General features: G+C 75.6%; 11 protein-coding genes. 5 read left to right on the top strand and 6 right to left on the bottom strand.

All coding sequences use genetic code 11. The annotated features are described in order from the left end of the window. Nucleotides 1-15 precede the first annotated feature (15 nt). On the bottom strand, nucleotides 16-1,824 hold the full coding sequence (locus ACIBQ8_RS02785; RefSeq protein WP_397190835.1) for an alkyl/aryl-sulfatase: 1,809 nt from the start codon (nucleotides 1,822-1,824) through the stop codon (nucleotides 16-18). A 100-nt stretch (nucleotides 1,825-1,924) separates the two neighbouring features. Between ACIBQ8_RS02785 and ACIBQ8_RS02780 the strand changes: the two genes are divergently transcribed. Continuing rightward, nucleotides 1,925-2,422 (top strand): potassium channel family protein, encoded by a 498-nt coding sequence (locus tag ACIBQ8_RS02780; RefSeq protein ID WP_397168511.1) that lies wholly within the window; start codon nucleotides 1,925-1,927, stop codon nucleotides 2,420-2,422. Here the strand turns inward: ACIBQ8_RS02780 and ACIBQ8_RS02775 are convergent. Then, a complete protein-coding gene (locus ACIBQ8_RS02775; RefSeq protein WP_397190834.1) occupies nucleotides 2,417-4,561 on the bottom strand; it encodes an NACHT domain-containing protein in 2,145 nt (714 codons plus the stop codon). The genes ACIBQ8_RS02780 and ACIBQ8_RS02775 overlap by 6 nt on opposite strands. 121 nt (nucleotides 4,562-4,682) lie before the next feature. Between ACIBQ8_RS02775 and ACIBQ8_RS02770 the strand changes: the two genes are divergently transcribed. The 3 genes from ACIBQ8_RS02770 to ACIBQ8_RS02760 are packed head-to-tail and all read left to right on the top strand — an operon-like array spanning nucleotide 4,683 to nucleotide 8,046. Then, a complete protein-coding gene (locus ACIBQ8_RS02770) occupies nucleotides 4,683-5,459 on the top strand; it encodes a carotenoid biosynthesis protein (RefSeq protein WP_397168508.1) in 777 nt (258 codons plus the stop codon). Next, nucleotides 5,447-6,886 carry a phytoene desaturase family protein gene (locus ACIBQ8_RS02765; RefSeq protein ID WP_397190833.1) on the top strand — a complete coding sequence of 480 codons (1,440 nt, stop codon included), beginning with the start codon at nucleotides 5,447-5,449 and terminating at the stop codon, nucleotides 6,884-6,886. The genes ACIBQ8_RS02770 and ACIBQ8_RS02765 overlap by 13 nt, the downstream gene beginning before the upstream one ends. Beyond that, nucleotides 6,883-8,046 carry a glycosyltransferase gene (locus tag ACIBQ8_RS02760; protein ID WP_397190832.1) on the top strand — a complete coding sequence of 388 codons (1,164 nt, stop codon included), beginning with the start codon at nucleotides 6,883-6,885 and terminating at the stop codon, nucleotides 8,044-8,046. Before ACIBQ8_RS02765 ends, ACIBQ8_RS02760 begins: the two co-directional genes overlap by 4 nt. Here ACIBQ8_RS02760 and ACIBQ8_RS02755 read toward each other — a convergent pair. Continuing rightward, the gene (locus ACIBQ8_RS02755) at nucleotides 7,985-8,593 is read right to left on the bottom strand and encodes a glycerol-3-phosphate acyltransferase (protein ID WP_397168502.1); all 609 of its coding nucleotides are present in this window, start codon (nucleotides 8,591-8,593) and stop codon (nucleotides 7,985-7,987) included. The two genes, ACIBQ8_RS02760 and ACIBQ8_RS02755, sit on opposite strands and share 62 nt — an antisense overlap. Before the next feature lie 40 nt (nucleotides 8,594-8,633). On the opposite strand from ACIBQ8_RS02755, the gene ACIBQ8_RS02750 reads away from it, so the two are divergent. After that, nucleotides 8,634-9,272, top strand: a complete 639-nt coding sequence (locus ACIBQ8_RS02750) for a spheroidene monooxygenase (RefSeq protein WP_397190831.1) — start codon at nucleotides 8,634-8,636, stop codon at nucleotides 9,270-9,272. Nucleotides 9,273-9,277: 5 nt separating this feature from the next. Here the strand turns inward: ACIBQ8_RS02750 and ACIBQ8_RS02745 are convergent, their stop codons facing one another. Genes ACIBQ8_RS02745 through ACIBQ8_RS02735 form a run of 3 tightly spaced genes read right to left on the bottom strand, consistent with a single transcriptional unit; the run spans nucleotide 9,278 to nucleotide 12,653 of the window. Next, nucleotides 9,278-10,252, bottom strand: a complete 975-nt coding sequence (locus tag ACIBQ8_RS02745; RefSeq protein WP_397190830.1) for a phosphate acyltransferase — start codon at nucleotides 10,250-10,252, stop codon at nucleotides 9,278-9,280. Next, on the bottom strand, nucleotides 10,249-11,148 hold the full coding sequence (locus tag ACIBQ8_RS02740; RefSeq protein WP_397168497.1) for a phytoene/squalene synthase family protein: 900 nt from the start codon (nucleotides 11,146-11,148) through the stop codon (nucleotides 10,249-10,251). The genes ACIBQ8_RS02745 and ACIBQ8_RS02740 overlap by 4 nt, the downstream gene beginning before the upstream one ends. Further along, nucleotides 11,145-12,653 (bottom strand): phytoene desaturase family protein, encoded by a 1,509-nt coding sequence (locus ACIBQ8_RS02735; RefSeq protein WP_397168495.1) that lies wholly within the window; start codon nucleotides 12,651-12,653, stop codon nucleotides 11,145-11,147. Before ACIBQ8_RS02735 ends, ACIBQ8_RS02740 begins: the two co-directional genes overlap by 4 nt. Between the last annotated feature and the right edge of the window lie 106 nt (nucleotides 12,654-12,759).

Genomic DNA, 12,759 nt, shown 5'->3' with positions numbered 1-12,759 from the left:
GGGCGCGGGCGTCGGTCAGGGGGTGACGATGGCGAAGGCCGGCTCGGGCTGCTCCAGCAGGGAGACCAGGCGCCGCAGGACGGTCAGGTCGCCGTCGTGGTCGAGCCCCTTGCTGTCTGCACCGCCGTCGCCGGAGAGCAGGGTGAGCAGGCGCTGCCGGGTGAGCCGCAGCGTCAGGTCGGCTCCGTCGCCCGACGGTGACCGCTGGTGGATGAGGGCGCCGTTGGACATCGTGGTCCGGTGGCGTTCGTCCAGGTCGGTGAGGTGCCAGTCGATGGCGAAGCGCTCGTTCCAGGCGTCGGGGCCGTTCACCCGGACGGCCAGGGAGTCGAAGATCTGCTCGCTGGACAGCGCGGCGAGCAGGTCCGGCGAGGTGGTGTCGGTGGCGCCCGGTGCGGGGCCGTCCTTCAGCTCGGCCGCGCCGGTGAGGTAGAAGTTGCGCCAGGTCGCGTTCTCGGCGCCGTGGCCGAGCCGGGTGTAGACCTGGGCCAGCAGCCTGCGGGCCGAGGCGTCGTTCCCGTCGGCGTACACGGCGTGGTTGAGCAGGGTCGCGGCGAAGCGCAGGTCGCCCTCCTCGACGTAGCGGCCGGCCAGGGCCACCACGGCCGAGGTGCCGCCGAAGGACTCGACGTAGCGGCGGGCCAGCTCGACCGGCGGGTGCTCCCACAGGTGTGCGGGGTTGCCGTCGAACCAGCCCAGATAGCGCTGGTAGACGGCCTTGACGTTGTGGCTGACCGAGCCGTAGTAGCCGTGGGTGTGCCAGACCTGCTCCAGAGCGGGCGGCACCTGCATGACCTCGGCGATCTCGGGGCCGGTCAGGCCCTGGTTGAGCAGGCGGAGGGTCTGGTCGTGCAGGTAGGCGTACAGGTCGCGCTGCTGGGACAGGAAGGTGACGATGTCGTCCCGGCCCCAGGTGGGCCAGTGGTGTGAGGCGAAGGCGACGTCGGCCCGGTCGGCGAACAGCTCGACGGCCTCGGTCAGGTAGCGGGCCCACACCCGGGCGTCGCGGACCAGCGCGCCGCGCAGCGTGAGCACGTTGTGCAGGTTGCGGGTGGCGTTCTCGGCCAGGCACAGGGCGCGGTGGTCGGGGAACAGGAAGTTCATCTCGGCGGGGGCCTCGGTGCCCGGCGTGAGCTGGAAGACGACGCGGACGCCGTCGATCGTCTCCTCCTGGCCGGTGCGGGTGACGTCGAGGTTCGGCGGGATCAGGGAGACGGTGCCCTGCGAGGTGCCCATGCCCAGCCCGCAGCCGAGCTGGCCCTCGGGGGACCGGGGGAGGAGCTGGCCGTACATGTAGAGGGCGCGGCGGTTCATGGCGTTGCCGGCGTAAACGTTCTCGGCGACAGCGTGCTCCATGAACCCGGCGGGGGCCACGATCGGCACGTTCCCGTCGGTGACCCCGCGCACGCCGCCGAAGTGGTCGACGTGGCTGTGGGTGTAGACGACCCCGGTGACCGGCCGGTCGCCGCGATGGTCGCGGTAGAGCGCCAGCGCGGCGGCGGCGCACTCGGTGGAGACCAGCGGGTCGATGACGACGACACCGGTGTCGCCCTCCACGAGGGTCATGTTCGACAGGTCCAGGCCGCGCACCTGGTAGATGCCGTCGGTCACCTCGTACAGGCCCTGCCGGGCGCACAGTTGCGCCTGCCGCCACAGGCTCGGGTGGGCGGTCGGCGGGCAGTCGCCGGTCAGGAAGTCGTAGACGTCGTTGTCCCAGACGACCTCGCCCCCGGACGTCCTGACCACGCCGGGCGTCAGCCTGGCGACGAAGCCGCGATCGGCGTGCCCGAAGTCCGCCCGGTCCTGGAAGGGAAGGTCTGCCATGTGAGCGTCCTGCCCTCGGCAGTCTGCGATGAGGGCAAGGAGAGCCTCAAGAAAGAGCATTCCCGGCGGTGCGGCCGCCGCTGCGAGGAACGTTCCTGTCATGTGTGCTTCTCCGGCCGGCGTGCTGGCATGGGTGCGGAGCGCGGCCGCGACCGCCGTGATCACCGGCGTCTACTTCGTCGTGCCGCTGCCGACCGAGAAACTCCAGGACGGCTCGCCCGAACTGCGCGCCCTGGCCTGCCTGGCCGGGGTGATCGTGCTGGCCTGGCTCCTGGGACGGCAGGTGGCGCGCGCGCTGCGCCCCGGACGGTCCCTGGCGGAGCAACTGGCGATGCTGCTGACCGTCGTCATCGTCGTGGTGGTCTTCTTCGCGGCGCTGTACTTCCTGATGGCCGCCCAGTTCCACGGCCTGCGCACGCGGGTGGACGCGCTCTACTTCTCGGTGATCACCCTGGGCACGGTCGGCTACGGCGACGTCGTGCCCCTCGGGCAGGGGGCGAAGGCCCTGGTCATCGTGCAGGTGATCTTCGATCTGATCGTCGTGACGTCGGCGCTCGCGCTCATCGTGGGCGTGTGGCGCTCGCACGAGTCGTCATGAGGGCTCCCGGCACGGGAGCGTGGGCCGCCGGTCCTCGTCCGCCGCGGCGGCCCGGGGGCGCGTGGCCAGGTAGTCCTGCAGCTCGCGGTGCCGGAACTGGTAGGCGATCCCGGAGATCCGCAGCAGCCCGGCGCCGTAGCAGCGGTGCAGGAACCGGCCCAGCCGCCACGGCAGCCGCCCCCGCGTGGCCAGCAGCAGCCCCAGGTAGCGGCGCGCCAGCAGCGGCGACCAGGACGCCACCAGGGACATGCCGAACACCGCGCCCACGGCCACCGCGGCGGCGACCGTGACCCCGTCCAGCAACATCGCGAACCAGATGCCCAGGATGAACCCGAATCCGGGGCCGAAGGTGAGCGCGGCCACGAGGGTCGAGCCGACCTCGTTCCGGATGACCGCCCTGGGGTCGGCGCCGTCCCCGGAACCGGCGTGCCGGCTCTCGCCGTCGCCGCCGCTCGCCATCCCGATTCCGAACAGCAGGCCGAAGACGACCGGCACCCACAGCGGCAGGGCGGCGTCGAACTCCATGACGACCGCCGCGCCCGCCACGCAGCCGCACATGGCGGCCAGCACGCCGTCCACCACGCTCTTTCTGCGGCCGCGTCCGCCGCGGAACCGGCGCAGGCCGCCCTCGTCCGCCGGGGACCACACCTCCCGCCAGGCCCTGACGGGTTCGATCAGCAGAGCCGCCGCCACCATGGCGGGCATCGTGAGCAGGACGATCGCTGTCACCGCCGGGCCCGAGATCTTGCCGTCCACGATCTCGACCTGCGAGAACACCACGACGGCCGCGACGACGGCGGCGGCGACCGCGGGAAGGCAGGTCGCCAGGGCCACCAGCGCGCCGAAGAGCCGCGCCCGGTCTCCGGCCAGCGGCCACAACTGGTGCAGCACGAGATCCGTGCCGGACAGCACGCGCCCGTGCAACGGCGGCCGGCCCGTGTTCGCGCGCAGGTGAGCGGCCAGGACGGCCAGGTAGGCGTGCGTGCGCCCGGCGTCGGGCCCCTTGCCCGCCGGGTCCGCCGCGGCCAGGCGGGCGGGGATGAACAGGCCGAGGAGATGCTCCCGTACGGACCGCTGGTCGGCGAAGCGCGTGAGGGCCTCGGGGGAGCGCACGTAGCGCCCGGTGACCGGGTCGCGTTGCTCGTAGACGCTGACCGCCAGGGTCAGCCGCCACGGCGTGTTCAGCGCCTCGGCCAGGACGTGGCCGTCGCTGGTCAGCGCGTCCAGGACCGGCCGCCAGCGGTCGGGGTCCTCCTGGTCGGTGACCGCCTGGATGAACCGCCACGCCTGGTCGCCGCCCACCTTGCCCACGTCGACCCGGACGATCCCGCGGGGGACGGCCCGGTCGGCGACCAGGGCGTCGTACTGGTCGGTGCGGCAGGTCAGGACCATGCTGCAGCGATCCAGCCCGTGCTCGTAGTCCTCCAGCGCGCGCAGCGCCCGGGCGGCCCGCGACCCGTAGCCCGGCTCGTCGGTCTCGTCCATCTCGTCAAGCCCGTCCACGACGGGCAGGATGCGCTCCGCCGCCACGAGCGTGCGGGCGGTCACCGGCTTCAGGCCGTACGCGGCGGTCAGGTGCCGGGCGAGCATGACCCGCACCGGCACGTCGGGGTCCAGGCTCGACGCGGTGATCCGCACCGGGACGCGGTCGCCGGGCCGCGGGCCGTCGAGCAGCCGCAGGATCAGCTCGATGGCCAGGACGGTCTTGCCCGAACCCGCCACCCCCGTGATCACCAGCCGCCCCGGGCCGCCCAGCTCGCGGAAGTAGGCGGCCACCTGCTTCAGGGTGCCGGCCGGCGGCGCGGAGACCGGACCGCCGGCGGGGTGGAAGGAGAAGCCGACGTCGATGACCGCGTCGCTGCCCTTGCCGCCCAGCAGCTGTGCCCGCTGGGCCCGCTCCTCGGCCAGCACCCGCCGGGCCAGCAGGGTCGCGGCCGCCTGCACGTCGGTGTCGGCCAGCCGCTGCGCCTGCCACCAGGACAGCGCGGCGATGCCGGTCCCGGCCAGCGCCAGCCCCGCGCCGACCGGGTCGACGTCGCCGGGGTAGAGCGTCCACAGCCGCAGCGCGGCGGCCACCAGCAGGACCATCCCGGCTGCCACGCCCGCCCGGAACCACCATGTCTTCGTCCGCCGGCTCACGGTCCCAGCATTCCAAAGCGGGCGCCCGTCGTGCGCGGGGAACGCGGCAAAGATCCTCTTCATCCCGTACCGGCTCGCGGCTCGTGCAACCCCGCGGGCGGCCCGTGCGAAACACAGCTATGTGGAACGCACACCGGACCGGCAGGCGACGGGCGCGGGCCCGGCGCTGCGCCCGGCCCGCGCGCTCGGCGTGCTGTCGGTGCTGGCCATGATGGGCTGCCAGGTGGCGTCCGGGCTGTCCGCGCGGCCCGAACGGCTCACCGGACTGATCGTCGCGCTGCTGGCGGCGTGCGCCCTGGCCTTCGCCGCGGACGCCTGGGGCACGGCCAGGGCGGCGGCCGCCTTCGCCGGCGCGGCGCTGACCGGGTACGCCGCCGAGCTGACGGGGCTGCTGACCGGGTTCCCGTTCGGCTCCTACAGCTACAGCGACGCGCTGTGGCCGCAGGTGGCCGGGGTCCCCGCGGTGGTGGTGCTGGCGTGGGGCGGCATGGGGCTGGCGGCCTACGCGGTGGCGGTCGCGGTCGTGCCGTCCGGCGGGGTGGCCCGGGTGTGCGCGGGCGCGGGCGCGCTCACGGCGTGGGACCTGTTCCTCGACCCCCAGATGGTCCGGCTCGGCCTGTGGACGTGGGCGCGGGAGGGCTTCTACCGCGGCGTGCCGCTGAGCAACTTCGCCGGCTGGCTGCTGGTGTCGGCGCTGGTCATGGTGGTGGTCGGGCGGATCGTCCGGCCCGGCGCACCGGCGCGCGGGCTGCTGGCGCTGTACACGGTCATGGCGGTGATGGAGACGGTGGGCTTCGCGGCGGTGTTCCGGCCGCCGGACCTGCTGGTCGCCGCCGCCGGAGGAATCGCGATGGGCGCGTTCGCCGCGCCGGCCTGGAGGCGGTCATGGCCGAGGTGACGGTGATCGGCGGCGGCATGGGCGGCATGGCGTGCGCGCTGCTGCTGGCCCGCCAGGGTCACGAGGTGCGGCTGTACGAGCAGTTGCCGCGGCTGGGCGGCAAGCTGGCCGAGCATCGCCGGGACGGCTTCACCTTCTCCCTCGGCCCGTCGCTGCTCACCATGCCACGGGTGCTACGCGAGCTCGGGCTGGAGCGCGAGCTGGTCGAGCCCGCCCTGCTGTGCCGGTACCGCTTCGCCGACGGCACGGTCCTGGACGCCCACCGCGACCCGGCGCGGATGGCCGCCGAGGTGGAGCGGCTGGCGCCGGGCGAGGGCCGGGCTTGGACGGCCTTCCACCACTGGGCGCAGGGCTGCCTGCGGGCGGCCGAGCGGACCGTGTTCGCCGGGCCGCCGATCCGGCGGCAGGGACGGCCGCGGCTGTCGGACCTGACCGCCGTGGCCCCCGCCCGCACCCTGGCCGGGCTGGCACGGCGCCACTTCCGCGACCCCCGCCTCCGCCAGTACGTCGGCCGCTACGCCACGTACGCCGGATCGAGCCCGTACCGGGCGCCGGCGGCGCTGGGCTGCGTGACGGCGCTGGAGCACGGGCAGGGCGTCTGGTACGCGCCAGGCGGCCTCGCCCGCCTGGCCGACGACCTGGCGCTGCTGCTGAAGGCCGCCGGGGTGGAGATCTTCCTGTCCGAGCCCGTCGCCGCCGTCGAGGCCGACGCGTCCAAGGTCACCGGGGTGCGGCTGGCGAGCGGGCAACGGGTGCGCGCCGACGTCGTGGTGGCCGGCACCGACGCCGCCGCCCTGTACGGCCGCCTGTCGCCGGACCGGCGGAGGCTGCGCCGGATCGCCCGGCTCGGCACCTCGTCCTCGGCCTTCCTGCTGCTGGCCGGGGTGGAGGGCCGCACGCCGAGGCTGCCGCACCATTCGGTGCTGTTCTCGGCCGACTACGAGCGCGAGTTCGCCGACATCTTCGACCGGGGCCGTCCGCCCCTCGACCCGACGGTCTACGTCGGCTGCTCGGCGGTGGACGACGCCTCCCAGGCCCCGGGCGCGGCGGAGAACTGGACGATGCTGGTCAACGTGCCCGCCCGGGATCCGTCCCGGTGGGGGATCGGGGTCGAGGCGTACCGGGACCTGGTGCTGGAGCGGCTGGCCGGGCGCGGCTTCGACCTGGCCGGACGGTTGCGCTTCGTCGACGTCTTCACCCCCGCCGACCTGCGGGACCGGTACGGCTCCTGGGGCGGCGCGATCTACGGCAGCGCCTACCGGGGGAGGCTGGCGTCCTTCGCCCGGCCGGGCAACCGGGGGCCGAGGCGCGGGCTGTACCTGGTGGGCGGCTCGGCCCACCCGGGCGGGGGCCTGCCGATGGTGACGCTGGGCGCCCGCATCGTGGCCGGCCTGGTGTCCCAGGACCTCGCGGGCGGGTCGCGATGAGGGCGCTCACCGTCGCGCAGGGCGTGGCGGCGGCCGTCGTGGCGGCCCGGCTCGCGCGGGGGCGGCGGCGGCTGCCCGCGCTGCGGGCCCGTCCGGTCGAGGGCGAGCCGGTCTCGGTGGTGGTCCCCGCCCGCGACGAGGAGGCCAGGATCGGGCCGTGCCTGCGCGCCGCGCTGGCCGACCCCGGCGTCCGCGAGGTGATCGTCGTGGACGACGGCTCCCGGGACGGCACGGCGAAGCTGGCGGCGTCGCTGGGCGCCACCGTCGTCACCGCCGATCCTCTGCCGCCCGGCTGGGTCGGCAAGCAGTGGGCGCTGCGGCAGGGGGTGGCCGCCGCCCGCGCCGGCGTGGTGGTCACGCTGGACGCCGACGTCCGGCCCGCGCCCGGCCTGTTCGGCGCGCTGGCCGCGGCCCTGGACCGCTACGACCTGGTCAGCGCCGGCCCGCGTTTCGTCTGCGACGGCGCGCTGGAGCAGGCTTTGCACGCCTCGATGCTGGCGACGCTGGTCTACAGGTTCGGCCCCGTCGGCCCGCCGAGCCCGCCGCCGCCGCACCGGGCGATCGCCAACGGCCAGTGCATGGCCTTCCGGCGGTCCCGGATGACCGAGGCGGACGGCTTCGCGCTCGTCCACGACCGGATGACCGACGACGTGGCGCTGGCCCGCCGCCTGGCCGCACAGGGCTGGTCGGTGGGCTTCCTGGACGCCGGCGACCTGCTGGAGGTCGACATGCACGACTCGGCGGGCGAGCTGTGGCGGGAGTGGGGCCGTTCGCTGCCGCTGGCCGACGTGACCGGCCCCGCCTGGCAGGCGGCCGACCTGGCGGTCGTCTGGCTGACGGCGGCGCTGCCCGTGCTGCGGCTGGCCGCGGGCCGCCCGACCGGCCTGGACCTGGCGCTGCTGGGGCTGCGGGTGTCCCTGACGGCCGCGTTGCGGGGCAGCTACCGGCGGCCCGGGGCGGGGCTGCTGCTGTCGCCGCTGCTGGACCCGGCCACCGCGTTCCGCCTGACGCAGGCCACCGTACGGCCGGTGCGCAACTGGCGCGGACGCACCTACGGCGAGGTCGGCAGTGGGGTCAGCAGTGGGGTCGGCGGCGGATTCAGCGGCGGGACGAGCGGCGGCGGCCGGCCAGCGCGGCCTGCCCGAAACGCAGCCCGATGAGGCACATCAGCCCCCCGGTGGCCGCCACCAGCTCGGCCGGCATGAACAGCAGTTGCAGCAGCGGCAGCCCGAACACCGCCAGGCGCGCGCCCGCCGCGAACGACCGCGTCGCCAGCGCCGCCAGCGTCAGCGCCGCCACGGCCAGCCCGAACGCCGGCGGGCAGACGACCGCGGCCCCGCCGGCGAAGGTGAGCACGCACCGGCCGCCCCGGAACCCGGCGAACAGCGGCCACGCGTGCCCCGCCATGGCCGCCGCCACCGCCAGGAACACCGGCGCCACGCTCGCCCCCGACACCACCCCGAAGGCGGCGGTGTGGCCGCCGCTGATCACCAGCGCGACCAGGGCGGCCAGCGCGCCCTTCAGCGTGTCGCCGGCGAACACCGGCACGCCCGCCCACCGCCCGAGCTGCTCCTTGACGTTCCAGTACCCCGGGTTGCGGTCACCGACGTCGCGCGGATCGACGCCGTGCGCCCGCGCCGCCAGGACCGCGACCGGCACCGACCCCAGCAGGTAGCCGATGACGACCGACACCAGCACCTCAACCATCGCGTCGTTCCACCTCGTCCGGTACGGGGGCAGGGGGGCGATGAAGCACATGGCCTTCGACCGGCCGCTGCTGCGCCGCCCCGGCGGCCCGCGCTTCTGGCGGCTGCTCGGCACCGGCCGGGGACGCTCGATGTCGCTGGGCGCCGACCTGCGGCGCTGGGCGCTGTTCGCCGTCTGGCGGCGGGAGAGCGACCTGGAGGAGTTCCTGCGCGACTCGCCGATCGCCGCCCGCTGGCGGGCGGAGTCCGCGGAGTACTGGCAGACCCGGCTGGCCCCGCTCGCCTCGCGCGGCGTGTGGGGCGGCCGGGACCCGTTCGGCGGCGTGCCGGACCGCGACGACGGCGGGCCCGGCCCGGTGGCGGTGCTCACCAGGGCGTCCATCAGGCCCGGCCGGCTGGTCGCCTTCTACCGGTCGGTCCCGCCGGTCGAGGAGCTGCTGCGGCGGCAGGACGGCTGCCTGGCCTCGGTCGGCATGGGGGAGTGGCCGCTCGCCCGGCAGGCCACCTTCTCGCTGTGGCGCGACCGGCGGGCGGTACGGGACTTCGCCTACCGGGGCCAGGCCCACCGGCGGGTCATCGAGCGGGTACGGGCCCGCGACTGGTACGCCGAAGAGCTGTTCGCGCGGTTCGTCCCCTATGCCAGCGAGGGCCGCTGGGACGGGCGCGACCCGCTGGGCTGACCCCCTCATCCCGCCGCCGGGACAGCGGCCGCCGCGATCCCGGCCGCCGGATCCCGCCCCGCCAGCGTGTGGGCCACCACGCAGGCGCGGGCGATCGTGGCCGCCCGCGACGAGCCGTGCGCGACCACGACGGTGCCGCGCAGGCCGAGCAGGACGGCGCCGCCGTGCGTCTGCGGGTCGTAGCGGCGCGCCACCTCGGCGAGCCGGTCGGGGGCGGCGATGCCGGCGTCGGCCACCATGGTCAGCGCCGTGCGCACGCAGCCCTCGACGTTCTTGAGCACGACGTTGCCGGTGAAGCCGTCGGTGACGATCACGTCCACCGTGCCGGCCAGGACGTCGTGCCCCTCGACCGGGCCGTGGAAGCGCACCGGCAGCCCGCCCAGCAGCTCTTCGGCCTGGCGGGCCAGCCGGTTGCCCTTGCCCGGCTCCGCCGCGATCGACAGCAGCCCCACCACCGGATCGGCCACGCCGAGCACGGCCCGCGCGTACCCCACGCCCAGCAGCGCGAACTGGGCCAGCATGGCGGGGCTCGGATCGGTGATCGCGCCGGCGTCCACCAGCACGCTCGCCCCGCCCGCCAGCGACGGGAGCGCCACGGCCAGCGCGGGCCGCAGCACGCCGATCGCCCGGCCGATGCCGCGCACCGCGCAGGCGACCACCGCGCCGGTGGACCCGGCCGACACCAGCGCCCCGCCCTCGCCCCGTCCGACCAGGTCGCAGCCGATCGCCAGGCTGGAGGCGGCCATCGCGGCCGCGCCCGCCCCGCGCTCGGTCATGGGCACGGCGTCCTCGGCGTGCGCCACCGCGAGCTCGCCCGCGGCGCCGTGCCGCCGCAGCTCCTCCTCCAGCCGCGGCGCCGGGCCCACCAGGACGACGGGCACGCCGTGCTCGCGGCAGGCCAGCACCGCCCCCGCGACCACCTCGGCGGGCCCGTGGTCGCCGCCCATCGCGTCCAGGACCACGGGGGCCGCGCCGGTCACGGCAGCTCCACGCGGACGCGCCGCTCGGCCCGGCCCGACTCGGCGGAGGCCAGCAGGTGCCGGGCGAAGACGGCGGCCTTGCGGCGGCGCGGCACCCGCACCCGCCCGGCCAGGACGTCGAAGCCGCGGCGCTCGATCTCGGCGAGGATGCCGCCGTACAGCTCGAAGGCGGCGCGCACGCACGGCCGCGAGGAGGCGACGAGCAGGCCGATGCCCTCGCCGGCGGCCCGGTAGTGCTCGTGGGCCCGCCCGGCCTCGAAGGCCAGCAGGTCGCGCACCGCCCGCCGGGTCCGCCGCTCGCCCAGCATGCCGGGCACGACGCCGAACTTGTCCAGGTCCTCCATCGGCAGGTAGACCCGGCCGCGGGCGAAGTCCTCGGCGACGTCGCGCAGGAAGTTGGTGAGCTGGAAGGCCAGGCCGAGCTGGCGGGCCGGCTCGCGGGCCCGCTCCTCCTGGCCGGGCGCCGGCTCCAGCACCGGCAGCATCATCGTGCCGATCGCGGCGGCCGATCCCGACATGTACCCCAGCAGGTCGTCGTAGGTCGCGTACCGCCGCACCGACAGGTCGGCGCGCATCGAGGCCAGGAAGGCGCGGACGTCGCCGTGCTCGATGCCGAAGGAGTGCACGGTGTGCAGGAACGCGGGCAGCATCGGATCGCCGGTCGCCGCCCCGGCCAGCCCCGCCTCGACCTTGGCGGTCAGGTCGTCGAGCGCGCGGGCGCGGTCGCCGGTCATGGTGAAGGAGTCGACGATCTCGTCGGCGTAGCGGGCGAAGCCGTACAGGGCGTGCACGTGCCGGCGTTTCCACTGGGGCAGCAGGCGGGTGGCCAGGTAGTAGGAGCGGCCGTAGCGGGCGTGGAGTTGTCGGCAGCGTTCGTAGCTGGCGGTGAGCGTCAACGGGCCTCCTTCAGGATGCGTTCGGCGGCGAGCCGGCCGGAGATCAGCACCGGAGGGATCCCGACGCCGGGCGCGGTGTACATGCCGGCGAAGTGCAGTCCTGGCACCCGCCGGGCGACGGCCGAGGGCCGCAGCCACGCCGTCTGGGTGAAGCGGTGGTCCAGCGCGAACGGGGTGCCCGCGCTGTGCCCGCGCGCCGCCCAGGCGGGCGGGTCGAGCACCAGCCGGGGCGCGCCGGACAGGTCGCCGTGGCCGAGCGCGGCCAGGCGGCCGAGCAGCCGCGTCTCCAGCTCGGGCCGCAACCGCTCCCAGTCTGCGGTCCGCAGGTTGGGCGCGGGTTCCAGGACGCTGAGCGTGGCCTGCCCGGGCGGCGCGGCCTCGCCGTCCGGCTCGGGATGGGTGATCAGCAGGCTGGGATCGGGCTGCGGACGGCCGGCGGCCAGCGCCGTGAAGGTCTCCCGCCAGGCGCGGCCGAAATGCAGGGTGTGGTGGGCCTGGCCGTCCAGGGGACGGTCCAGGCCGACGTGCAGCACCAGGCAGGAGGGGGAGTGGTGGGGGCGGCGCAACCGCCAGTCGGCCGCCGGGCCGGGCAGCAGCCGCCGGGCGGCCAGGCGGTCGCAGGCCACGACCACCTGCCGCGCCGCGAGCCGCTCGCCGCCCGCCAGCAGCACGCCGGTGACGCCGTCGGAGTCAGTCTCGACCTTGTCGGCGCGGGCGCCGTAGCGGATGTCGGCGCCCAGCTTCGCCAGCAGGGCCGCCATGGCCGAGGGGATGGCGTGCATGCCGCCGCGCCGCGGGAAGTACACGCCGCCGACGGTGTCCATGTGGGCGATGACGGCGTAGATGCCGAGCGCGCGCTGCGGGGCGAGCCCCACGTACAGGGACTGGAAGGTGTGGGCCTTGATCAGCCGGGGGTCGCGCAGGTACCGGGCGGCCAGGCGGTCCAGCCGCCGGAAGCCGCCCAGCCGGGCCAGCCGGAGCAGCGCGGCCGGCCGGGCCAGGGAACGCAGCCGGGTCATGTCCGCGTCGATGAACGCCGGCCACTCCACCCGGAACAGCTCGTCGAGCAGGGCGCGGTAGCGCTCGTAGCGCGCCGCCTCGGCGGGCCCGCACACCGTCCGCACCTGCTCGGCCATCGCCTCGCGCCCGGGCAGGACGTCCAGCCGCGACCCGTCGTCGAAGACCATCCGGTACGACGGGTCCAGGCGGCGCAACGGCAGCCAGTGCCGCAGCTCCTGCCCGGCCGCGCCGAAGACCTCGGCGAGCACGCCCGGCATGGTCAGCACCGAGGGGCCGGTGTCGAAGCGGAACGGCCCGAGCCGGGCGGTGCCGCAGCAGCCCCCGGGCTCGTCGAGCGCCTCGACCACGGTGACCTGACGGCCGGCGGCCGCCAGGTGGACGGCCGCGGCCAGCCCGCCCAGCCCGGCCCCGACGACGACCACCGGGCTCATCGGGCGGCCGTCCCACGCACGTGCCCGGCCTGCGGGGTCACCGTGTCCATGCACGCAGCTCCTTCTGTCGCTATCAACAGCTTTCGTGCCAGGAGCGCGCCCGGTTGCACGTCACCGGACAACGGGATCAAGCCGGACGCGCCCAGCCATGCGCCCAAGG

Origin of the sequence: Nonomuraea sp. NPDC049646 (assembly GCF_044465525.1) — a bacterium.
GTDB lineage: Bacteria > Actinomycetota > Actinomycetes > Streptosporangiales > Streptosporangiaceae > Nonomuraea.
This window is presented reverse-complemented; position numbering and strand designations above follow the sequence as displayed.